The organism is Providencia sp. 2024EL-00732 (assembly GCF_044006275.1).
GTDB classification, from domain to species: Bacteria; Pseudomonadota; Gammaproteobacteria; order Enterobacterales; family Enterobacteriaceae; genus Providencia; species Providencia huashanensis.
The window spans coordinates 38,480-62,977 of sequence record NZ_JBIPDG010000011.1; the positions used below are offsets into that span (position 1 = coordinate 38,480).

At 40.4% G+C, this 24,498-nt stretch carries 18 protein-coding genes and 1 tRNA gene; 14 read left to right on the top strand and 5 right to left on the bottom strand.

Going from position 1 to position 24,498, the window contains the following annotated elements; translation table 11 throughout:
• Positions 1–305 precede the first annotated feature (305 nt).
• On the top strand, positions 306–2,015 hold the full coding sequence (gene ligB, locus ACHB7C_RS16080; protein WP_210790061.1) for an NAD-dependent DNA ligase LigB: 1,710 nt from the start codon (positions 306–308) through the stop codon (positions 2,013–2,015).
• Positions 2,016–2,126: 111 nt separating this feature from the next.
• On the opposite strand, the gene ACHB7C_RS16085 is transcribed toward ligB, so the two are convergent.
• Positions 2,127–2,741: a trimeric intracellular cation channel family protein gene (locus ACHB7C_RS16085; RefSeq protein WP_042847674.1), complete on the bottom strand. Its 615-nt coding sequence runs from the start codon at positions 2,739–2,741 to the stop codon at positions 2,127–2,129.
• A gap of 122 nt (positions 2,742–2,863) precedes the next feature.
• Between ACHB7C_RS16085 and ACHB7C_RS16090 the strand changes: the two genes are divergently transcribed.
• Positions 2,864–4,192: a DUF3748 domain-containing protein gene (locus ACHB7C_RS16090; protein WP_198861075.1), complete on the top strand. Its 1,329-nt coding sequence runs from the start codon at positions 2,864–2,866 to the stop codon at positions 4,190–4,192.
• 313 nt (positions 4,193–4,505) lie between these two features.
• Here the strand turns inward: ACHB7C_RS16090 and ACHB7C_RS16095 are convergent, their stop codons facing one another.
• Positions 4,506–4,814 carry a YceK/YidQ family lipoprotein gene (locus ACHB7C_RS16095; RefSeq protein ID WP_166685436.1) on the bottom strand — a complete coding sequence of 103 codons (309 nt, stop codon included), beginning with the start codon at positions 4,812–4,814 and terminating at the stop codon, positions 4,506–4,508.
• 388 nt (positions 4,815–5,202) lie between these two features.
• Here ACHB7C_RS16095 and ACHB7C_RS16100 point away from each other — a divergent pair, with 388 nt between their 5' ends.
• Complete coding sequence (locus tag ACHB7C_RS16100; RefSeq protein ID WP_042847668.1) at positions 5,203–6,861, top strand: putative transporter; 1,659 nt, start codon at positions 5,203–5,205, stop codon at positions 6,859–6,861.
• Between the two features lie 265 nt (positions 6,862–7,126).
• Here the strand turns inward: ACHB7C_RS16100 and ACHB7C_RS16105 are convergent, their stop codons facing one another.
• Positions 7,127–8,383: a valine--pyruvate transaminase gene (locus ACHB7C_RS16105; protein WP_042847666.1), complete on the bottom strand. Its 1,257-nt coding sequence runs from the start codon at positions 8,381–8,383 to the stop codon at positions 7,127–7,129.
• Positions 8,384–8,589: 206 nt separating this feature from the next.
• Complete coding sequence (locus tag ACHB7C_RS16110) at positions 8,590–9,153, bottom strand: DNA-3-methyladenine glycosylase I (RefSeq protein ID WP_042847664.1); 564 nt, start codon at positions 9,151–9,153, stop codon at positions 8,590–8,592.
• A gap of 200 nt (positions 9,154–9,353) precedes the next feature.
• Between ACHB7C_RS16110 and glyQ the strand changes: the two genes are divergently transcribed.
• The 11 genes from glyQ (at position 9,354) to ACHB7C_RS16165 (ending at position 23,438) form a co-directional block, all read left to right on the top strand.
• A complete protein-coding gene (gene glyQ, locus ACHB7C_RS16115; protein ID WP_004262647.1) occupies positions 9,354–10,262 on the top strand; it encodes a glycine--tRNA ligase subunit alpha in 909 nt (302 codons plus the stop codon).
• Between the two features lie 9 nt (positions 10,263–10,271).
• Positions 10,272–12,341: a glycine--tRNA ligase subunit beta gene (gene glyS, locus ACHB7C_RS16120; protein WP_042847662.1), complete on the top strand. Its 2,070-nt coding sequence runs from the start codon at positions 10,272–10,274 to the stop codon at positions 12,339–12,341.
• 220 nt (positions 12,342–12,561) lie between these two features.
• Positions 12,562–12,638 (top strand) — tRNA-Pro (locus tag ACHB7C_RS16125).
• A gap of 228 nt (positions 12,639–12,866) precedes the next feature.
• Complete coding sequence (locus tag ACHB7C_RS16130) at positions 12,867–14,441, top strand: ShlB/FhaC/HecB family hemolysin secretion/activation protein (RefSeq protein WP_166686798.1); 1,575 nt, start codon at positions 12,867–12,869, stop codon at positions 14,439–14,441.
• A gap of 605 nt (positions 14,442–15,046) precedes the next feature.
• The gene (gene dppA / locus ACHB7C_RS16135) at positions 15,047–16,654 is read left to right on the top strand and encodes a dipeptide ABC transporter periplasmic-binding protein DppA (RefSeq protein ID WP_042847660.1); all 1,608 of its coding nucleotides are present in this window, start codon (positions 15,047–15,049) and stop codon (positions 16,652–16,654) included.
• A gap of 304 nt (positions 16,655–16,958) precedes the next feature.
• A complete protein-coding gene (gene dppB / locus ACHB7C_RS16140; RefSeq protein ID WP_048605437.1) occupies positions 16,959–17,978 on the top strand; it encodes a dipeptide ABC transporter permease DppB in 1,020 nt (339 codons plus the stop codon).
• 10 nt (positions 17,979–17,988) lie between these two features.
• The gene (dppC, locus tag ACHB7C_RS16145) at positions 17,989–18,891 is read left to right on the top strand and encodes a dipeptide ABC transporter permease DppC (protein WP_042847657.1); all 903 of its coding nucleotides are present in this window, start codon (positions 17,989–17,991) and stop codon (positions 18,889–18,891) included.
• 12 nt (positions 18,892–18,903) lie between these two features.
• On the top strand, positions 18,904–19,884 hold the full coding sequence (gene dppD, locus ACHB7C_RS16150; protein ID WP_042847656.1) for a dipeptide ABC transporter ATP-binding protein: 981 nt from the start codon (positions 18,904–18,906) through the stop codon (positions 19,882–19,884).
• Positions 19,881–20,885: a dipeptide ABC transporter ATP-binding subunit DppF gene (gene dppF, locus ACHB7C_RS16155; RefSeq protein WP_042847655.1), complete on the top strand. Its 1,005-nt coding sequence runs from the start codon at positions 19,881–19,883 to the stop codon at positions 20,883–20,885. Before dppD ends, dppF begins: the two co-directional genes overlap by 4 nt.
• A 195-nt stretch (positions 20,886–21,080) precedes the next feature.
• Complete coding sequence (locus ACHB7C_RS16160; protein WP_071547621.1) at positions 21,081–21,779, top strand: HAMP domain-containing protein; 699 nt, start codon at positions 21,081–21,083, stop codon at positions 21,777–21,779.
• A 168-nt stretch (positions 21,780–21,947) separates the two neighbouring features.
• Positions 21,948–23,438: an insulinase family protein gene (locus tag ACHB7C_RS16165; protein WP_129466952.1), complete on the top strand. Its 1,491-nt coding sequence runs from the start codon at positions 21,948–21,950 to the stop codon at positions 23,436–23,438.
• A gap of 41 nt (positions 23,439–23,479) precedes the next feature.
• On the opposite strand, the gene ACHB7C_RS16170 is transcribed toward ACHB7C_RS16165, so the two are convergent.
• Entirely contained in the window at positions 23,480–24,484 is a 1,005-nt protein-coding gene (locus ACHB7C_RS16170) for a serine hydrolase (protein ID WP_166685439.1), read from the bottom strand.
• Between the last annotated feature and the right edge of the window lie 14 nt (positions 24,485–24,498).

A 24,498-nucleotide genomic window follows, 5' to 3' on the forward strand; every position in this document is an offset into this window, starting at 1 on the left:
TGAATAGTCGAGGATTAAACATAAAAGATGGTGATAAACCCGACATAGTATACACATACTTGCGCTAACATGCAGCGATAACAATAAACCATGAATTTTAGATAAAAATATTTAATTTGTGATCAAGTTGTGAGCCGGTGCCAGAAATTAGTCTTTTACTTATGAAAATCACATTTTTTTTGCGAAGACTTTTGCAAATAACGGCATTTTGATATGAGTGCTACAAAAAATAGCTTCATGCTTAAGGGGGTAGAAAAGAGCTAAATGAAGGCACCGTCATCGGTGGATAACGACAAGGAATGTTTATGTTTTCTATTATCTGTAGGTATATATTGGTTTTAGTTTATAGGCTAAGCAAATTAATTGTTGGGTTAGTGGTTGGTGTAAATGTGGTGCAGGCGGCGAGTAATCATTCAGTTGACCCACTGTGCGAAGCAAAAAACCTCACCTTAATAGCTCAAGAGAGTAATAGGTTAGGGGGACAATTACAGAAGTGGGATCAGGCTTATCAGTTATCAGGTAGTAGCCCAATTAGTGATGAAGCCTATGACCAATTACTCAACCTATGGCGCTCTATGCAGCGGTGTCGCCAGCTTTCAGAAAAACTTCCCCCTGTCCCTCTTCCTGAAAAAGTGTTATTGGCTAAACACCCAATCCCCCATACAGGGTTAAAAAAACTTAATGAACGAGAAGTCTATAACTGGATAAATACACGCAAGGATATTTGGCTTCAACCAAAAATCGATGGTGTAGCAGTCAGCTTGGTTTATGAAAATGGGCAACTTATTTCAATGATAAGTAGAGGTAATAACCTTGAAGGCATAGAGTGGCGAGCAAAAGCGGATTTTATCCCTACAGTACCTAAAAAAATTAAACATCAGGGGACATTAATCCTTCAGGGGGAGCTTTTTTGGCAAATGCATGAACATATTCAAGCAGAATATGGGGGAATGAATGCGAGAAATAAAGTCGCTGGGTGGTTAATGCGAAAAAATTTGCCAACATCCAATGAAAATAATATTGGCATTTTCATTTGGGCGTGGCCATCGGGAAATACTGACCCCAAAACACAGCTGTCATTACTTTCTAAAATCGGCTTCCCACTTGCAGAGCAATATAGCCATAAGATTGAAAGTAAAGCTGATGTTAAGCAATTACGTGAATATTACTATCAAAGTAAATTACCTTTCGTAACCGACGGCATAGTATTAAAAAGTTTCCCTGCCCCAAGCGCACAGGCTTGGCAGGCTAAGCAAAATAGTTGGGCGATAGCGTGGAAATACCCGTTTCGTAGCACGTTGTCAGGTATCGTCGAATTACAGTTCAAAGTAGGTCGAACAGGGCGGGTCAGTGTTGTCGCAGTCATTAGCCCAGTGACGATTGATTCAAAAAAAATTTCTAGGGTAAGTCTAGGGTCGCTGTCTTCATGGAAAAAACGTGATTTGTTAGTCGGAGATAAAGTCCTTGTCTCCCTTTCAGGGTTGGGGACACCGAAAATTGAAGAAGTTGTTTGGCGGCGAGAAGAACGACTTTATCCTGATACCACCAATTTTATACAATTCCACTCATTAACTTGTTTTACTTATACGAGGTCTTGCCTGCAACAGTTTGTTGCGAGGCTCGTTTGGTTAGGTAAGCAATTAAATATGAAAGGGATCAGTGAAGCAACATGGCAGCAGTGGGTCACTCATAATAACCTCACTCAGCTAACAACATGGCTATCAGAGTCATGGCAAAATAGTTTACCTAAAAATAAAAGAAATCAGTTATTAATTGAGCAATTAAGATTGGCCAGTGTCCAACCACTTTCTGCATGGTTAAGGGGGCTAGCGATCCCTTTACCAAAAGAATATATAGGGCGAATTACTGATTTGAAAATGTTGGATAACCAATCTGTGATTAACAAAATGAAATTAACCGCCAATCAAAAGAAAAAACTTAGCAAATGGTTAGCAGAGCCTGAAGTCAAATTGATTCTACAAGTGTTGGCGGGTAGACAAGTAAACTCCCCTTAATTTAGTGTTGTTAATGGGGAGTAAGTAATCGCTCAAAAGTTGTTATTCAACATACGGCAGAGCCCCGTCGTTCAGCTCACTTTGGGGCGAGAAGTTTGGTTATAGAGGTATTTAATCTTGGCTTTCATAATTAAAAATGGGCAGCCCAAGGCGATAGCGAATTGCTATTAACCTAGCACTTAAGCCAACAACAAGGGTAATGATAACGACAATATCTTTGGGGAGTGGGGTATGCACCAAACCGATGTAAATCCAAGCAGCGGCAAAAGAGACACCCGCATAGACTTCTTTTTGGAACACTAAAGGTATGGTATTACACAACATGTCTCTTAAAACACCACCAAAAACACCAGTAATCACTGCGGCGATTGCTGCAATGATTGGGCTGTAATTCATATCTAACGCAATTTGAGCGCCAAGTATAGAAAAAACAATAAGCCCGATAGCATCCAAAATTAAAAATAACCGTCTTAAGTGTTTCATCATCGGAGCTATCCAAATTGTTACAATAGCGGCTCCAGCAACAGTCAGAATATACTCTGGGTGTTCGACCCAACCAAGAGGGTAGTGACCAAGTAAAATATCACGGACGGAGCCACCGCCAATCGCAGTGGCAGATGCAATAATGATGACGCCAAAGACGTCCATTTTTCTCCGACCAGCAGCAAGCGCCCCAGTCATGGCTTCGGCGGTGATACCAATGATATAAAGTACACTTAATAACATGATGGTTTTATTCGATGCTAAGGTTATTACTAAAGGGTATTATTACTTTAATAACTTCTCGACTGAGATTTTCTAGTACTCAATAGGGTAGATTAGTTAAAGTAATCCGATAGTGATAGTTAATGATGCCAAAGGATAACAGATTGAATAGCAAATTACCTTATAAAGAAACACGTTTAACCTATGATAATAGATGTCATCAGCTGACTAATATTAATGTATGGACGCCTGATAGCGAATGGTTAGCTTATGATGTCCGTCCAAGCGGGAGCTCTTTTACTGGTTTATCGATAGAAAAAATTCATGTAAATACGTTACAACTGGTTGAGATTTATCGTGCGAGTCACGGGGCTCATGTCGGTGTTGTTACTGTCAGCCCAAATTCACCGGCCAAATATGCCTTTATACACGGCCCTGAATATCCAGATGAGCATTGGCAGTATGACTTTCATCATCGTCGAGGAGTATACGTTCATGATGAACAGCTAAATGTTGCCTATCCTATTGATGCCATGTGTATTACACCTCCTTATTTAGTGGGGGCGTTAAGGGGAGGCACTCATGTACATGTTTTTAGCCCTGATGGAAAATGGCTGAGTTTTACCTATAACGACCATGTAATGCATGAATTAGATGCAAAATTAGACCAACGGAATGTAGCGGTAGCCGTTCCAGCTGGGCCTGTTGAGGTCGCTGTGAAACAGCATTGTAGGGAATATAATGGGGATTATTTCTGTTGCGTAGTAACGCAAACCACATTAGAGCCTGCGCCAAATAGCGATCAAATTAGCCGAGCATATGAAGAGGGGTGGGTCGGGGTTAGAGGGTATCAAAAAAGCAATGGGGAGTGGCAAGAAAGGGCATTAGCATTTATTGGTGATACCCATTCTATAAATGGGGACATTGTGCCAGAGGTTTATCTTGTTGATCTCCCAGCAAAGCCTGAAAAATACACAATAGCAGGGGAGTTCCCCATTCAAGGCACGGAGTCACGGATGCCCTTTCCACCAAAAGGGGTGTCTCAAAGGCGTTTAACCTTTACACATCACAGAAAGTTCCCAGGGCTAGCAAAGCAGCCAAGGCATTGGCTTAGAGCCTCACCGAATGGTCAATCAATCGCCTGTTTGATGGCAGACGACCACGGTAATGCTCAGTTATATTTAGTAAATACACTTACAGGGGGGATATTACAAATTACTCATAGCTTATCTCCAATTCAATCAGCATTTAATTGGGATAGCACTGGTGAGTATATCGCTTTTATCTGGGATAACAGTGTAGTTCGTTGTCATGTTGCATCTGGGGCTATAGAAAGATTAACAGAGAGAACCCAGCAACCTCCAGTAGCAGATGCTGTTGTTTTTTCTCCTAACAATAAACTGATTGCTTTTATGCGTGACCTAGATGGTTTCAGGCAAATTTATATCGTAGAAACAGGGTTATCTTGTTAAATTTTAGTAAGGTATTCACTATTATTATGAATAAAAATGTTCTAGTTAACTTTTTTATTCATAATTTGCTTTATTTTATTCTGTTGTTATTTCTCGTCAAAGTAGGAAGATAACATTTAATTTAGGCTATATAAATAAGCATCTATAGTTTAATTACTTTGACCCAATAAAAAGATAATTCTAATCAAAACTATTATAAAAAATAGGTTGTTAGTTGCCTTTAAGTTTACAAAAATCCCATAAAACTAGTGGGTATATAATTATTTAAATTAAGTCATTACCATTAAAAAACAGGTAACATTAAATAAATTCATTAATTTATTGCTTTTTTATCTAATTCTTCCAAGCGCTTTTTGGGGGAATCTTCTTTTGAGTCGTTATTCGACCTAGAATAGTCTAATGGAATTAAAAGGGTATCCATTATGAAAGAAAATGGAAGGTCAATAGCAAGTAGCGGCCTAACAACCCAACCTGTTTCATCATCTTTAATCATTTTAATACTATTTTTAGAACCCGGATAATAGCCTTCTGAAGGGCCGGCATGAGTCATAATACTTGAACAACCACTTAAAATAACCGGTATTATAAGGGTAAGTAACCGTGCTGAAATTAAACTCGACATATGCTAGTTAACCTAAATTGGTTTGTTAGTTCTAACTTGTAGTTATAATAACTAAAAACAAAAAATTCACAATGACAGAGCGATATTATTATCGAATTTAACAAGATATATTTTTTATGTTAATGCATTATTTTTAAGTATTAGCTGAGGTTGTTTATTCTTTGTGTATCTATATAGACTGTGAATAACGTTAAAGAATAAAGGTTTACTATTCTATATTTGTTATCAGATTGAAAACTCAAAATAAATAGCCATTTTAATTCATCCTGAACTGTGCTCTATGGCACATATTACTGCTGTGCTATTTGGCATAATCGATTCAGTAGTATGTTTTCTCGCCTATTTAGGTTGAGGTAATGGGTTACTTATCGTCAAAAGGATGCGGTCTATGAGTGAATTAGCTCTTACTGTAAGTTTGTTGGCGTTGGCTGCCGCGCTTGGATTATGGATTGGTAATTGGAAAATCCGTAATGTTGGGTTAGGTATCGGAGGTGTCCTTTTTGGAGGGATCATCGTTGGGCACTTTGCTCAAAGTTATGGTTTACAACTCAATAAAGACATGCTGCATTTTATTCAGGAGTTTGGCTTAATACTTTTTGTATACACGATAGGTATTCAAGTTGGACCCGGTTTTTTCTCTTCGCTTCGAGTTTCGGGCTTGAAGCTTAATGGCTTTGCATTGATGGTCGTTGTATTAGGGGCTGTTGTAACTGCAATTATTTATAAAGTCGCTAATATTCCTTTGCCAATCATATTAGGTATTTTCTCAGGCGCAGTAACCAATACTCCATCTCTGGGGGCAGGGCAGCAAATTTTAACAGATTTAGGCTCAGACCCAAATCTTGTTGACCAAATGGGAATGGGGTATGCCATGGCATATCCTATGGGGATTTGCGGTATTTTATTGGTGATGTGGCTTGTACGAATTATCTTTCGAATTTCAGTGGATAAAGAAGCGTCTGCATTCAATAGCTCTAATTTTCAACAGCGCGATGCCCTACAAACAATGAACATTGCTATTCGTAACGCGAATCTTGATGGTTTGATGATGCAAGATGTTCCATTGCTTGGTAGTGAAGCCATTGTTTGTTCAAGGTTAAAGCGTGGCGATATGCTTGTTGTCCCTCAACCAACAACAGAGATTCACTTAGGTGATTTACTTCATGTTGTTGGTCAGAAAGAAGATTTAAACAAAGTTCGTTTAATTTTGGGTGAAGAAGTCGATGCCTCGTTATCGACATCAAATTCAACTTTACATTCTGTCAGAGTGGTAGTGACCAATGATGCTGTACTAAGTAAACGGCTTAAAGAGCTAAATTTAAAACAAAAATATGATGTTGTGGTTACACGCCTAAATCGTACAGGTATTGATTTGGTGGCAAATAATAATTCAGTTTTACAGTTTGGCGATATTCTAAATATTGTTGGACGGCCTGAATCTATTGAAGCGGTGACTGCTTTATTAGGTAATGCGAAACAAAAGCTTCAACAAGTACAAATGCTTCCAGTCTTTCTTGGTATTGGTCTTGGGGTTGTATTGGGGTCTATTCCCGTTTTTGTACCAGGTTTTCCTGCCGCACTTAAATTAGGTTTAGCTGGTGGGCCGCTGGTTGTCGCATTAATTTTAGGCCGGATAGGGACTATTGGCCGCTTATATTGGTTTATGCCACCGAGCGCTAACCTTGCTTTAAGGGAGCTCGGTATTGTGATGTTTTTAGCTGTGGTGGGGCTAAATTCTGGTGGTGGGTTTATTGATACCTTAATTAAAGGTGATGGGTTAACGTGGATTGGCTATGGTTTGTTGATTACGTTTGTGCCTTTATTTATTACGGGGGTCGTTGCCCGAATTTTTGGCAAAATGAATTATTTAAGCCTTTGTGGAGTATTAGCGGGTTCGATGACTGACCCTCCGGCACTGGCATTTGCGAATGGTATTCACCCGACGAGTGGTGCCCCTGCATTATCTTATGCGACAGTATATCCATTGGCGATGTTTTTAAGGATTATTTCTCCTCAATTACTTGCAATCTTATTTTGGGCAGTTTAGCGTTTTCTTATAAAATAAATATATATTTTTCAATTTGATAGGGTGAGTTAGAAGGGCTGTGATTGATAAGGTACATAAAAAATAATAGTTAGTATCACGATATATAGAGATAAAAAGTACCGTTGTTCAAGCAATCACCAAGTCTAAAACCTGTTTTAATAGTTTTGAATGATATTCGTATTGAAAAATAAATTTGATTTCAATTACGGAGTTCTCGCTAATTTTAGCCCTTTCTATCATTGAAAGGGCTTTTTTTTACTTCAATTTAAGAAGTGACTTCTTGATAAGCTTTTTCTAATTCTTCAGCCAGTATTTTAATGCCTTGTTCAATTTTTGCGGGTTCAGGAACATAGTTCATACGCATACATTGGTGTGCATGTGGCCAATCTTGCTCGATACCAGGAAAAAAGTAGTGGCCAGGAACCATTAAGACCCCCCGTTTTTTCAAGCGTTGGTATAATTCTAAACAATTAATAGGTAAATCTTTAAACCATAGCCACAGGAAAATAGCCCCTTCAGGCTTATGTATTAAGCACTTATCTTCAGGGATATAACGGCGAATGATGTCAATTGCCTCTTCTACACGTTGTTTGTAAAAAGGCCCTATGACATTTTGGGACAGCGATATAAGGTCGTCTTTTTTCAGCATCTCTAAAGCTAGGGCAGGCCCAATCCCACCGGGAGCTAAGCTAATAATGCCATTCATGTTACTGACAGCTTCTATGATTTCTTCATTCGCGATGATAATACCGCAACGAGTCCCCGGTAAACCAAGTTTAGATAAGCTCATACATAGAATGACATTTTCATTCCAAAATGGTGTGGCTTCACTGAATATAATACCTGGAAAAGGAACACCATAAGCATTATCTATTAATAGTGGAATGTTATTTTGTTTAGCTAATTGATCTAAGTGTTCAACTTCTTCATCGGTAATTACATTACCAGTTGGGTTTGTTGGACGAGAAACACAAATAACACCAATATCATCAGTGACTTCTAGTGTATTGAAATCCACACGGTATTTAAATTGACCATTAGGTAGAAACTCAATTTGCGGTTTGTTGGCGACAAATAAATCATCGTCGAGCCCAGAATCCGCATAACCCACATATTCAGGCGCTAAAGGAAATAGAACTTTACGGGTGATACCATCTTCAAAGCGACCAGCTAGCAAGTTAAATAGGTAGAAAAACGCACTTTGGCTACCATTTGATAGAGCGATATTCTTCGCACTAATATTCCAACCTAGTTTTGCTTTTAGTGTTGCAGCAAGCGCTTTCAACATGGCATCTTTGCCTTGAGGACCATCATAATTACATAAAGTGTCCGTCAATTGGCCATTAGCACACATTTCGGTTAACAGATCTTGGAAATACTTGTCCATTTCAGGGATATGAGCTGGGTTCCCTCCCCCTAACATTATGGAGCCTGGGGTTCTTATGCCTTCATTCAAGTCTTTCATTAATAATGAAATACCTGAATTTTGAGCAAATTTATTACCAAATTTAGAGAATATCATCGCATTTATTCACATATGTCTATATAAATTGTTAATAGGATTTAAAACATACTCTGCTGAACCTTAGAGTTCAACCGCTCATTTGCATATATTTGTGATTTAAATATCTGGTAATGGATAAATTAATGGATGAAAATTCTGCGATGTTAATGGTTTGATAGTTTCTTTTTCTTTTTATACGCTAAGTATCATCCATAAACACTAATTTATTTAAACTGGCAACAATGTATTAAATGGTCATTTATCATGCCAGTGGCTTGCATAAAGGCATAACAAGTAATTGAACCGACAAACTTAAACCCACGTTTTTTGAGCGCTTTAGAAAGCAGCATAGAAAGTTCTGTTTCGGCGGGGACTTGGGACGAGTTTTCCCAGCCATTGACAATAGGTTGGCCATTAACAAATTGCCAAAGAAAAGTGGAAAAGTCCTCTCCGCTTTCTTTCATTGCTAAATAGGCTTTTGCGTTGGCAATTATCGCTTTAATTTTTAACCTATTACGGATAATACGGGGCTCTTGCATAAGGCGTTCTATATCACTGTCGTTCATCAAGGCGATTTTTTTAGGATCAAATTGATAGAATAATTCCCGATAACCTTGGCGTTTTTTCAAAATAGTGTACCAAGAAAGACCTGCTTGTTGCCCTTCAAGGCAGATCATTTCGAACAGGGCTTGGTTATCATGGGTTGGTTTGCCCCATTCATGATCATGATAAGCAATATATTCAGGGTCTTTATTAACCCAATGGCAACGTGTTGATGCTGTATTCATTTTTCATCCTTTTTACAATCATATTAATCTTTTTTAAAAATGAGATATTTATACTGTATAAATAACCAGCTTAAAAGGGGGTGAAAGTATTTTTTTTTATTTTTAGAATAAATACAGACATATTCAATGCTGTATATCTTGCGGTCAAAGGGTATACTGACGTACTTTCATTAATTTAACGTATCGCGTGCGGATCTAACATGCAAAAGTTTGATACCAAAACCTTTCAAGGTCTTATCCTGACATTGCAGGATTACTGGGCGCGCCAAGGCTGTACCATTGTTCAACCACTGGACATGGAAGTCGGCGCAGGAACCTCCCACCCAATGACATGTTTGCGAGCATTAGGCCCTGAGCCTATTGCGGCGGCTTATGTTCAGCCATCTCGCCGGCCAACAGATGGCCGCTATGGTGAAAACCCAAACCGTTTGCAGCATTATTATCAATTTCAGGTGATTATTAAACCATCACCAGATAACATCCAAGAATTATACCTCGGTTCTTTAAAAGAGCTGGGTGTTGACCCAACTGTTCATGACATTCGCTTTGTTGAAGATAACTGGGAAAACCCAACTTTAGGGGCTTGGGGTTTAGGTTGGGAAGTATGGTTAAATGGTATGGAAGTGACTCAATTTACCTATTTCCAGCAAGTGGGTGGGCTTGAGTGTAAACCTGTGACTGGCGAAATCACTTATGGCTTGGAACGCTTGGCGATGTACATCCAAGGTGTTGATAGCGTATATGATCTTGTATGGTGTGATGGTCCGCTGGGCAAAACCACTTATGGTGACATTTACCATCAAAATGAAGTTGAACAATCAACTTACAACTTCGAATATGCAAATGTTGATTTTCTTTTCAAATGCTTTGAAGAATATGAAAAAGAAGCTCAACATCTTCTCGCTTTGGAAACTCCACTTCCACTGCCGGCTTATGAACGTATCTTGAAAGCTGCTCATACTTTTAACTTACTTGATGCGCGTAAAGCTATTTCTGTTACTGAACGCCAACGCTATATTTTACGTATCCGCACCCTGACGAAAGGGGTTGCTGAAGCTTATTATGCTTCACGCGAAGCGCTTGGATTCCCTATGTGTCATAAGAATTAAGAGGCTGTCATGACTCAACAGACTTTCCTTGTGGAAATCGGCACCGAAGAGTTACCGCCGAAGGCTCTTCGTTCATTAGCTGAATCATTTGCTGCAAATTTTACCAGCGAACTTGATAGCGCGAATATTGCGCATGGCGCGGTAACGTGGTTTGCTGCACCCCGTCGTTTGGCACTAAAAGTTGCTGATTTAGCATCTTCCCAACCTGACCGTGAGGTTGAAAAACGTGGTCCTGCTATTTCTCAGGCTTTTGGCCCTGATGGCCAACCAACTAAAGCCGCAGAAGGTTGGGCTCGAGGCTGTGGTATCACCGTTGACCAAGCTGAGCGTTTAACAACCGATAAAGGCGAGTGGTTACTTTATCGTGCCCAAGTTAAAGGGCAAGCCGTGAATGAACTACTGGTTGATATGGTTAGCCGCTCACTTGCTAAACTACCTATTCCTAAATTAATGCGTTGGGCAGATAAAGACACCCAATTTGTTCGCCCTGTTCACACTGTAACATTGCTGTTAGGTAGTGATGTCATTGAGGGTGAAATTTTAGGTATTAAGAGTGGGCGCACAATTCGTGGGCACCGTTTTATGGGTGAAGCAGAATTCACCATTGATAACGCCGAGCAATATCCTGCTATCCTACGTGAACGCGGTAAAGTGATGGCTGATTACGAAGAGCGTAAAGCCGTAATCAAAGCGGATGCAGAAAAGGCGGCTCAAGCTTTAGGTGGTAACGCTGATTTAACTGATAGTTTACTTGAAGAAGTTGCTTCATTGGTTGAGTGGCCAGTTGTTTTAACGGCGAAGTTTGAAGAGAAATTTTTAGACGTCCCATCTGAAGCATTGGTTTATACCATGAAAGGTGACCAGAAGTATTTCCCCGTCTATGATAATGCGGGTAAATTAATGCCTAATTTTATCTTTGTGGCGAATATTGAATCTTCTGATCCTCAACAAATTATTTCAGGTAACGAAAAAGTTGTACGCCCTCGTTTAGCTGATGCGGAGTTTTTCTTTAAAACTGACCGTAAGCAACGTTTAGAAGACAACTTACCGCGCTTAGAAACGGTGCTATTCCAAAAGCAATTAGGTACTTTGCGTGATAAAACAGACCGTTTAGAAGCACTATCGGGTTGGGTTGCCAATAAAATTGGTGCAGACGTTAATCATGCGACTCGTGCTGGCTTACTCGCTAAATGCGACTTAATGACCAATATGGTGTTTGAATTCACAGATACTCAAGGTGTAATGGGTATGCATTATGCTCGGCATGATGGTGAATCAGAAGACGTCGCATTGGCTCTGAAAGAGCAATACCAACCACGTTTTGCCGGTGATGCACTTCCCTCTACTGATGTTTCTGCTGCATTAGCCATTGCTGAGAAAATGGATACACTTGCCGGTATCTTTGGTATTGGGCAGCACCCTAAAGGTGATAAAGACCCATTTGCTCTTCGTCGCGCGGCTTTGGGTGTGTTACGCATTATCGTTGAGAAAGGCTATCAGCTTGATCTCGTTGAAATGACCGCCGAAGCAGCTCGTTTATACGGCGATAAATTAACGAATAAAGACGTCGTTAATGATGTGGTCGAATTTATGCTTGGCCGATTCCGTTCTTGGTATCAAGAATTAGGTTATAGCATTGATACCATCCAAGCTGTATTAGCTCGTCACCCAACTCAACCTGCTGACTTCGATGCACGAGTTAAAGCTGTGACTCACTTCCGTACGCTAGATGAAGCACAAGCGCTTGCAGCGGCAAATAAGCGTGTTTCTAATATTCTGAGTAAATCAGAAGAAAAATTAGCGGATACTGTCTTAGCTTCTGTACTGAAAACACCAGAAGAAGTGAAACTAGCAACTCATGTTGTAGTTCTACAAGAAAAGCTTGCTCCAATGTTTGCGCAAAGAAATTATCAAGAAGCATTAGCTGAGCTAGCTTCTTTACGCGATGTAGTGGATGAATTCTTTGAAAATGTGATGGTAATGGACGAAGACCAAGCGGTTCGTGTTAACCGTTTGACGCTATTAAGCCAATTACGTGAGCTGTTTTTAAAGGTAGCAGATATTTCTTTACTGCAATAACTTAAAATTAGGCCATAAACTGGTTTTATGATGCTATTTTTATAAAAGTTAATCTGTTTGATAAATAAGCACTAAATTAATTTAGTGCTTATTTTTTTAGTAAAATAAGGTGAGTTGCCTATAAACCTTACCATTTTGGTGGTTTTATCAGCACTCGAGCCAAATTAATAAAAAATGGGTTGACGACCCCCATTCTTGGCAGTATTATTCACACCGTTTTCGGCGAGTAGCGCAGCTTGGTAGCGCAACTGGTTTGGGACCAGTGGGTCGGAGGTTCGAATCCTCTCTCGCCGACCAAATTTTAAAACCCACCTCAATGAGGTGGGTTTTTCCGTTTATGGCACTTCTCATTTCCTCTCCATTTTTAAGAATAACTTTACTTGCATCCAACACCTAGATTCTGCTGATATAGATAAAAGCATACGGTTTGAGAATATCTCATGGGTTACGTATTTTTTGCTGGCAGCTCCCTCTATTAGGGTGGTTTTAGCTAATAAAACAGTTTTTCATGACAAGGACCTGTTAATGAAAGCAAAATACGTTGTACCAAAACACATTCGTTTTTTATTGTTAGGGTTATATATTCTTGTTACTTCTCACGCTTATAGTTCCGCTATAACTCAACCTATTAATACCGCGCAATGCATTCTTATTAATCAAGTTCATTTGGTAAATTCCCAGCGGTTAACTAAAGTAGAGCCAAGACGTATTAATGCATGGAGGCAGCAAATTGAAGGGCAATGCGTTGATGATCGTAAGCTATTGGAGTATGCCGATTATATTACAGCTGACCTTGTCCGCGCAGGTTATTTAACCTCATATTTATACTATCCTGAGCAAACATTTTTGTTTGGTATTTTGCGTATAAAAATCGTTGAGGGGACTATCTCTGCGGTGAGTTACCAAAATGAAAAAAACAAAGATCGCTCTTTATTATCTATTTTTCCACTGAAGCCAGGGGACCTATTAAATCTCCGCCATATTGAACAAGGCTTATCTAATTTACAGAATGTATCTTTACTTCCATTTCATATAAATCTAGTGCCTGATGACGTCGATAAAAATGCCACTCAAGTTATCGTTGTTGGCCAGCAACGCCGTGCATTAAATGGGGTGATTTCTTATGAAGCTCACAGGGCTGCTGGGCAAACGACTAATGTTATAAGCCATATATGGATGCTTGCAAATCCTTTACTACGAAGTGATTTTTTGTATTCAGAGGTTAACCATCACTTAAATGCTTTTAACGGAAGCGAAATGAAATCAATGGTATTGTTATATTCTCTCCCATACCACTATTGGCTATTTTCTGTATCTGCTGAGTACCATAAAAACCAAGTAGTAATAACAAATTATGATGTTAATTTACCTTTTCAACAGCGTAGCTGGGGTTTATTGCTACAAATTGAGCGCATACTGAATCGCACTGAAAACGCAGTTACTTCATTCGGTATTGGTAGCCAAGTTCAAAAAAGTGATACTTTTTTATCCGACTTACGTTTACAGACGCAAAAACGTCTGGCGAGCTATGCTATTGCTGAATTCTCACATCAGGTTGATTTTTTAAAGGGGAATACGCTTGTTTCTTTAAAATATAAACAAGGGGTAGATTGGTTTGGTGCTAATGCACAAAAAACGACAGGTTTGGATAAAGCACAAATCTTTCAGTTTTCACTGTCTAACTTGAGAGAAATACAGCCGTTTTATTATCTAAGCCAACTTGATGTGCAGTTAAGTCGTTCCAATCTAGATGCTTTATTAGAACGTGATACATTCATAGGAAATGGCGGTGTGAGTGGTTTTCTTACGGGGGTAAAACATTTTGAAATGGGGGATCATAGCTTAAAATTTCACAATGAGCTGCGGTGGCAGACTCCTTGGCCACATGTACAGTTGTATTCGTCATTAGGCTTAGGAACAACGGCGAATGACCGAGCGACATTTTGGAAAGAGAACCTACTGTTAGGCTGTAAAATAGGCGCGAAAGGTCAGTTAAAGGGCTTGTCTTACCATTTATTCATTGATACCCCTTTATGGCAATCTCAGCCGCTTGCTTTCAATACAGTCAGTTCCGGTATTAAATTCAGTTTTCATTATTAATTTAATTGGTTTTTCCTGTATCCATTTGTTTTTATTCTATATATTTTAATTTTGGATAATTATATCTTTTATGGTGGGTATAAAAGCATTTTCTGTATTCAGTCTAATTAAATAAAAAAGTGACATATAGCGATTTTATTCTTTAAGTTATCAAATAGTTAAAATTATGTTTAGCTTGTTTAGTTGAATGTTTTTTGTCTGCATGAAAAACAAGCTAAATAATAACAAACTAAAATAGTTTCTAACTTTATTTCCTTTAGAGTTTTATTTTGCATACCTCCGTATAGCACGCTATATTCGTTCACTAATTCAGCACTTAATCACAAATATAAAAATAAATAGCTCAAACATAAAACACTAATCATCAATAATAATGTGGTTATAACGTCTGCCTTTTGTCTTGATTGGTAATATATTAAGCTAATTTAGCGTGACAAATGTTTCTAATATGTTACGAGAGTTGTGGGTGTGTAGCAAATACGGCTATTGACGAAGTGAGTGACAGTTGATTAATTGCACAATGAATAACAAAAAATACAGATACTACATCTGTCATTTATATGACGGGTTTAGGCATTAAGCAAAAACAACATAGGAGCATACAGATGCGCTCTATTAAAAAGACAGGTCTACTTACTGTAGGGTTAACATTAGCAGCATTGGCTGTATCGGCCTCAGTACAAGCAAAAACATTAGTTTATTGTTCAGAAGGTTCTCCTGAAGGTTTTAACCCTCAACTCTTTACTTCTGGAACAACGTATGATGCAAGTTCAATCCCATTATATAACCGTTTAGTTGAATTTAAATTAGGGACAACAGAGATCGCACCTGGCTTAGCTGAAAGCTGGGAAGTAAGTGATGATGGCAAGGTATATACCTTCCATTTACGCAAAGGGGTTAAATGGCACTCTAATAAACAATTTAAGCCAAGCCGTGACTTCAATGCAGATGATGTGATCTACACATTTATGCGCCAAAAAGACGCTAATCACCCATATCATAAAGTATCAGGTGGTAGCTATGAGTACTTTATGGGCATGGATATGGACAAAATCATTGATAAAGTTGAAAAAGTTGATGATAACACAGTAAAAATTACGCTAACTCGCCCTGAGTCTCCATTCTTAGCGGATATGGCTATGGACTTTGCATCAATCCTTTCTGCGGAATATGCGGACCAAATGCTCAAAGCAGGTACGCCAGAAAAAGTGGACTTAAACCCAATAGGGACGGGCCCATTTGTTTTACAGCAATACCAAAAAGACTCTCGTATTTTGTATAAAGCCAATGATCAGTATTGGGGTACAAAACCGAAACTTGACCGCTTAGTTTTCTCAATCACGCCGGATGCTTCAGTACGTTATGCTAAGTTACAAAAAAATGAATGCCAAGTTATGCCATATCCAAACCCGGCTGACTTAGAGCGGATGAAGCAAGATAAAAACATTACATTGATGGAGCAGCCAGGTCTGAACGTTGGCTATCTTTCATATAATGTTGAGAAAAAACCACTGGATAACCAAAAAGTTCGTCAAGCCCTCTCAATGGCAGTGAATAAAGACGCCATCATTGATGCGGTTTATCAAGGCGCAGGTCAGAAAGCGAAAAACTTAATCCCGCCAACAATGTGGGGATATAACGACGCTGTGAAGGATTATGAATATAACCCTGAAAAAGCAAAAGCATTATTAGCAGAAGCAGGCTTCCCTAATGGCTTTGAGATTGATTTATGGGCAATGCCAGTACAACGTCCGTATAACCCAAATGCGCGCCGTATGGCTGAAATGATCCAAGCGGATTGGTCAAAGATCGGTGTTAAATCTAAAGTTGTGAGCTATGAGTGGGGCGAATATCTCAAACGTGCGAAAGATGGTGAGCCTCAAACCGTGATGATGGGTTGGACTGGTGATAATGGTGACCCTGATAATTTCTTCGCAACATTATTTAGCTGTGCAGCAAAAGAACAAGGTTCTAACTATTCAAAATGGTGTAATCAAAGCTTTGAAAACTTGATCCAACCTGCACGTCAGACGGCTGATCATGACAAACGCGTCGAATTGTATAAACAGGCACAAGTCGTAATGAATGAGCAGGCTCCTGCGCTTATCATTGCACACTCAACGGTGTTTGAACCTGTACGTAAGGAAGTGAAAGGCTATGTGGTTGATCCATTAGGTAAACATCACTTCGAAAACGTCGACATTGAGAAGTAATCGTATCTAATCTGTTAATGCCCTTCGTTGCTAATTTGCAGCGCGGGGCGTTTTCTCCTCTAAGGGGTATTCTTCTAGATGATAATTTTGCATGGTGAGTTTTGTATTAAGTAGTCTGTAAATTAATCATGTTAACGGTTTCTTGCATCTAAGCGTGCTGTAAGCAGCACCCATAAGGATCAATAACCCAAAGACTTAGAAGAAACAGAGAAGTTCAGTTGTTTGTGAGCACCCGGAAAATTTATTTTCTGAGTAGCCAAACGGACTAAGAGCCGTCAACGGCATTATTAAAGAGATTCAGGATATGCTGCAATTTATCCTCCGACGATTGGGGCTTGTGATCCCGACGTTTATCGGTATCACACTACTTACTTTTGCTTTTGTTCACATGATCCCCGGTGACCCAGTTATGATCATGGCTGGGGAGAGGGGGATCTCTCCTGAAAGGCACGCCTACTTAATGGCTGAGTTAGGCCTTGACCAGCCACTTTGGAAGCAATATCTGCATTATGTTAATGGGATATTTCATGGTGACTTAGGGATTTCTCTAAAAAGCCGTATTGGTGTTTGGGAAGAGTTTTTACCTCGCTTTTTAGCGACAGTTGAATTAGCCACTTGTGCAATGATTTTTGCGGTTTCTGTTGGTATCCCTGTTGGGGTTTTAGCCGCTGTAAAACGTGGGTCAATCTTTGACCACACCGCGATTGGTCTTTCTTTAACGGGTTATTCAATGCCGATATTTTGGTGGGGGATTATGCTCATCATGTTAGTGTCGGTGCAATTAGACCTCACCCCAGTTGCTGGGCGGGTGAGTGATATGGTCTTCCTTGATGATTCAAACCCACTGACCGGTTTTATGTTAATCGATACTTGGATTTGGGGTGAAGAAGGTAACTTTATTGATGCTGTTGAGCACTTGATATTGCCTTCTATTGTATTAGGGACGATCCCTCTGGCGGTTATTGTTCGCATGACGCGTTCATCAATGTTGGAAGTGTTAGGCGAAGATTATATTCGAACAGCGCGAGCGAAAGGCCTTGGCCGTGCACGCGTGATCCTAATCCACGCACTACGCAACGCTTTACTTCCCGTTGTAACGGTTATCGGTTTACAAGTTGGCGTCATGTTAGCAGGCGCTATTTTAACAGAAACTATTTTCTCATGGCCTGGGTTGGGACGTTGGTTAATCGAAGGGCTGCAACGTCGTGACTACCCTGTCGTACAAGGTGGCGTACTGCTCGTGGCAACGCTGATCATTTTTGTTAACTTAGTGGTCGACTTGCTATATGGCATTGTAAATCCACGCATTCGTCATAAAAAATAAGGAGCGCTAAATGTCTCAATCTACTGAGCCAACTGTTGTCAGCGCCCCACAGCCGATGACACCATTACAAGAATTTTGGCATTATTTTAAACGTAATAAAGGGGCCGTTGTTGGGATGTTTTATATCATCCTGATGGTACTAATTGCTATTTTTGCGGGTGTATTAGCACCACATGCCCCTGATGAACAGTTTCGTGATTTTTTATTGGCTCCACCAGTTTGGGATGAGGGTGGGAGCTGGCAGTTTATTCTAGGAACGGATGATGTTGGGCGTGATTTACTTTCTCGCTTGATGTATGGCGCTCGTTTATCTTTATTAGTTGGGTGCTTGGTTGTCGTGCTGTCCTTGATAATGGGCGTGACCATTGGCGTAATTGCAGGTTACTTCGGTGGTATTGTTGATGCGCTAATCATGCGTGTAGTTGATATCATGTTGGCATTACCTAGCTTGCTATTGGCTTTAGTTTTAGTCGCAATTTTTGGGCCTTCTATTGTTAATGCGTCTATTGCTCTGACTTTTGTTGCTTTACCTCACTATATCAGGTTAACGCGTGCCGCCGTTTTAGTGGAAGTGAACCGTGATTATGTGACGGCCTCTCGAGTTGCTGGTGCAGGCTCAATACGTCAAATGTTTGTGAATATTTTACCTAACTGTTTGGCTCCATTGATTGTACAGGCCTCTTTAGGTTTTTCGAATGCTATCTTAGATATGGCTGCTTTGGGTTTCCTCGGTATGGGCGCTCAGCCACCAACTCCTGAGTGGGGAACTATGCTGTCTGATGTGCTGCAGTTTGCACAGAGTGCATGGTGGGTGGTGACTTTCCCAGGACTGGCGATTTTACTGACGGTGCTTGCGTTTAACCTGATGGGTGATGGTTTACGCGATGCATTCGATCCAAAACTCAAGCAGTGATGAGGTAATCTAATGGCACTGTTAAATGTAGAACAACTCTCGGTTCATTTTGGCGATGGAAAAGCGCCATTTCGCGCGGTTGATCGTATCAGTTATAGCGTTGATAAAGGGCAAGTCGTTGGTATCGTCGGTGAATCTGGTTCTGGGAAATCGGTTAGCTCACTTGCCATCATGGGGTTAATTGATTACCCCGGGAAAGTGATGGCAGAATCGTTGGAGTTTGATGGACGCGATTTATTGTCTATGCCTGAAAAAGAACGTAGACAAATTATTGGTGCGGATGTCGCGATGATTTTCCAAGACCCGATGACCAGCCTAAACCCATGTTTTACCGTGGGTTATCAAATCATGGAAGCACTCAAAGTGCATCAAGGTGGCAGTAAAAGCACACGGAAACAGCGGGCTGTCGATTTACTCGACATGGTAGGTATCCCTGATCCTCAATCACGCTTGGATGTCTATCCCCATCAATTATCAGGTGGGATGAGTCAGCGGGTGATGATTGCAATGGCGATTGCTTGTCGCCCTAAACTGTTGATTGCTGATGAGCCAACAACAGCTTTGGATGTCACAATTCAAGCGCAGATTATTGAGCTACTTTTGGAGCTACAACAGCAAGAAAACATGGCGTTAGTGTTGATCACCCATGACCTTGCACTTGTGGCTGAAGCTGCACACCATATCATCGTGATGTATGCAGGGCAGGTGGTTGAATCAGCAAAAGCGAGTGATATTTTTAAACACCCACGTCACCCTTATACCCAAGCACTATTGAGAGCATTACCTGAGTTTGCAACGAATAAATCACGTTTAGCATCACTCCCTGGTGTTGTTCCCGGTAAATATGACAGGCCTGTCGGTTGTTTATTAAATCCACGTTGCCCATACGCAACGGATAAGTGCCGTCAAGAGGAGCCAATGTTACAAACCGTTGGTGATCGCCAAGTCAAATGCCATATGCCGTTAGATGATATGGGGAGGCCAACATTATGAGTGACAAACAACATACCCCATTGCTAAAAGCCGTGGATTTGAAAAAGTATTATTCTGTTAAAAGTGGTTTTTTTTCTGCGGAGAAAACCCTTAAAGCGTTAGATGGGGTTTCTTTTGAATTAGAGAAAGGTAAAACGCTAGCCGTAGTTGGGGAGTCGGGGTGCGGTAAATCCACACTTGGTCGTTTGTTAACGATGATAGAGCAACCTTCTGATGGCGAATTGTATTATCAAGATCAAAATTTGCTGATTAGAGATAAATCAGCGGAGAAGCTGCGCCGTCAGAAAATTCAAATTGTTTTCCAAAACCCATACGGCTCATTGAATCCCCGTAAAAAGGTGGGGCAAATTTTAGAAGAACCTTTATTGATTAATACTTCGCTATCGAAAGAACAGCGCAAAGAAAAAGTATTATCAATGATGGCAAAAGTAGGTTTAAAAACAGAACATTATAGCCGATACCCACACATGTTCTCGGGAGGGCAAAGACAACGTATTGCGATAGCACGAGGTTTAATGCTTGACCCAGACATTGTTGTTGCAGATGAGCCTGTTTCTGCGCTGGATGTCTCTGTTCGCGCTCAGGTATTAAACTTGATGATGGATTTACAACAGGATCTTGGCTTGTCTTATGTGTTTATTTCCCATGACTTATCTGTGGTTGAGCATATTGCTGATGAGGTCATGGTAATGTATTTAGGACGTTGCGTTGAAAAAGGCACGAAAGAGCAGATTTTTAATAACCCTTTGCATCCTTATACACAAGCCTTGTTATCTGCAACACCAAGGTTAAACCCAGACTCAAGGCGTGAACGTATTAAGTTAACAGGGGAATTGCCGAGCCCACTGAACCCACCTCCAGGCTGTGCTTTCGCGGCTCGTTGCCGTAGAGCTTTTGGCCAATGTACTCAGTTCCAGCCGACATTAAATGAGTATGACCAACAGTTGGTAGCGTGTTTTGCTGTTGATGAAGACGAGAAACAATCTGTTGTCGTGAGTTAATGTTTAATACGGCGGAAAGTCTGACTTTCTGCCGTTTTTCTCTTCTATTTTATATTTAATTCTCTTTAGGATATCGTTTATCCTAAATATCCAATCTTTCTTTTTAAATTACTCTTTTGGGGATAAAATCAAGTATACTGATTGACGTTTCTATTTTTCTTTAAAAAGCTGCTTGATTAGGAAGGTTGTGGTCAAATGAACACACAGGTCCAACGCTCACTAACGTTAAAAAGTATGATCGTATTCTTTGGAATTACGTTACTCTCTCTCGCGCTTTTTTTAGCTATCCAATTCAGCTACTTAATTGAACAACGTAAGCAAGATTATTTAGACCAGCTTAGTAATGCTGTTGTACAAATTCAGAAACCATTAACCGACGCATTGCTAAGTTCGGACCTTAGCGAGGCGAAAAGATTACTCATTAGCTTAAAGACATCAGGTATTATGGGTAATGCGATTGTGACGGTTGATAATGCAACGGTGATGAATTTAAGTTTTGCAACACCGAAGCCAATCCCCGAGTGGGCGACTTACTTTGTCGGCATTCCAGTCGAAATGACGGTACCTTTATATGCATACGGCAATGCTGTATTGCAAGCGAAGCCTCAAGGGTATTTAACCTTACAAGTCGACCCTAATCGTGTATATCGGTTTGCTTTAAACACACTGGCATTGATGACAACGACTTACTTATTGTTGGTGCTTATCATTGCTATTGCAATGACGTGGTGTGTCAGCAGGATGATTGTCAGGCCATTGCGTAAAATGGCTATCGAGTTACAGACAAATGATCAAGTTAATCAGCTGGTTGTTTCTGAATATCATCATGATGATGAGCTTGGGTTACTTGCAAAAGGTTACAACCGTCAAAGAAAACAGCAAAATTCAGACTAAGCCATGAACATGAACTCAGCTTTATGGTCTAATATCGTTATAGTGGTGAAAATTAAAATTGGATAAAGCCAAACGGTATTGTTTAACCCGGTAAGTTCACGCTTTTCGTTAATTTACCTGTCGTAATTTGCGGTTAAATATAAAGATATAAAACACATAGGGGTTTACATGCAGGGCTTGAAAGTTCGGTATATTATCAGTGTTGTATTATTATCAGTGACTCAATTTGCAAGCGCTGAATCTCTGCAACCTGATCCAGCATGGCAGCAAGGAAAGCTAGAAAATGGCTTTAGCTGGCAATTATTACAAACACCACAGCGTCCAAATGACCGTATCCAACTCAGATTAGCAATTAAAACAGGTTCATTAACAGAAAAAGCGAGTGAGAAAGGGTACAGTTATTTAATTCCTAAAATGGCGTTGTATCATCAGACTGAAACATTTCCAACCGCAACGTTACAAGAGTTTTGGCGTCAGGCAACAGACCCAGACATGCCAATTCCACCTGCGGTTGTTTCTTATGATTACACAACTTACAGCTTAAGTTTACCTAACAACAGGCCTGATTTAATCAAGCAAGCATTGAGTTGGCTAGCTACCTCTGTAGTGAAAGCCGAATATACCGAAACGACACTGCATAATGGCTTAACAGCTGAAAACGTGCCTGTTGCAACACTGCCTTTAAATGCAAGCGACCCAGTTTGGCGAGCTCGTTTAAAAGGTTCTGCGATGATGGGTTATGACCCTGGCCAAAAACCAAATGACAATGTCGATCTCGAAAGCGTGAACGCTTTTTACCAAAAATGGTATACGCCGGATGTGATGACGTTATACGTTGCTGGTCATGTGGATTCTCGGATGTTATCTGACTCGATATCGCAAACTTTTTCATCTCTAGAAGGCAGACGCTCTGAGCCTGTTTCTGTCGCGGTGCTATCGACGGTAAAACCACAATCTATTGATATTTTACAAGAGCAACTGGCGCAGGATACCCTTTCTTTGATTTGGGATATCGATTGGTTACCAATTAAAGACTCAAATATATTATTACGTTATTGGGCAAGTGACTTAGCGCGCGAAGCGGTTTATCGTTCTTTGCAAAAAACGTTTAATCAAAAATTTAACCAAGGTGAAGTGGTCCCCGGGCTTGATTGTCGTGTGCAATACCAGAAAGCCACTTGTACGCTATCTGTCAGTGCTGCACCCGAAAAAATGGCCGCGGTGACTGATATTGTCATTAATGAGTTAGCTACAATTAACCAAAATGGTATCCCTGCCGAGCTGTTTGATGACATGATGAAAGAAAAACAGGTGCAGCTATCGCAATTGTTTGCTGCCTATGCCCGCACTAGCACTGATGTTTTGATTAGTCAGCGTTTGATTTCCCAGCAAAATGGGGTCGTTGATATTGCTCCCGAACAGTATCAACGTTTAAGGCAGTCTTTTTTAGCATCGCAAAGCCTTGAGCAAGTTAACATGGAAGCGCGTCGCTTATTATCGCAAGAAGCAGCTTTTGTTTTAGCGCAGCCAAAAGATAAACAAACAATGGATGCGGAACAAATTCGCCAAAAATTTATTAAAGCACTTTGGCCTCAAGCCTCCACATCAACTGCCACGCAAACAGATCTCGTGCCTGCTAAACCGGCCGTTGCACAATAAATGATGAAGGGTAGCCGTTGGTCGCCATTGGCTATCCTTTTTCAAACTTGTTGGCTTAGTAACGATTCAATAGCCGTTATTAGTATTTCTCGTGAACCCCTGTTATCGACAAACCCTGCGGCACTTGTTTTTGTTTGAGGGGAGTAATAAGCCACAGAGCCCCAAAAACCTAAATGAGAATATAAGGTAATGCCGTTAACAACATTTGCCATAATGCCGAGTCGATAATTTTCTGCTCCATCATGGGGGCCGGTACTTAACATGGTTGTTAGGGTCGCTGGCGATGAAAAAATAGCCCCCCCGAAAAGCGCCTCTAAAAACACTGCCATCTGCTTTGATGACATCACTAAACCACCACCGCCATAAGCATCCATAGAGGCGTGGATATGTGTCCCTTCCAACTTCCCTAAATATTGGCGTGATCTAGGTGCTGCTATTGTTGGGGGAGATTCTAGGTGTTCCCAATAGGCAGTTTCTAGTCCAATTGAATCAAATTTGAGTAATTCTCTTACTGCTAGACCAAGTGATTTGCCTGTTATTCGCTCAATAATATCCCCCAACAAAATATAGCCAGTATCTGAGTAGATGTACGATTTAGCAGGTGGAAAAAATGGAAACTGCTTGTGGATGTACATTTCTAATTGCTCTGCACGGCTCCACTGATAATTAGGGCGTTTGAGAACTTCAGTTAGGTAGTCGGCATCAGCATGGTCTAATAGCCCGCTACTGTGATTGAGTAAATGACGCACGGTAATTGCATTCGTGTCATATTGGGCACTTAGTAATAAATTATATTTTGGGTCGATATGTTTAGAGATAGCATCATTGATGCTCAGTTTGCCTAATTCAGCAAGTCGTAAAATCGCTGCCGCGGTAAAGGTTTTTGTATTACTCGCTATCCGTAGTGGTGTATCGACAGTGAGTGGGGAGCCTGCAAGGTCTGACCCCCTAGAACAGAAACTAGCAACACTGCTTTTCGTCTGGTTGTGATAATAGAGAACAACCCCACAGGTTAATTCTTCAAGTTGTTTCACAAAGCTAGTCATCATGACCCCATGTT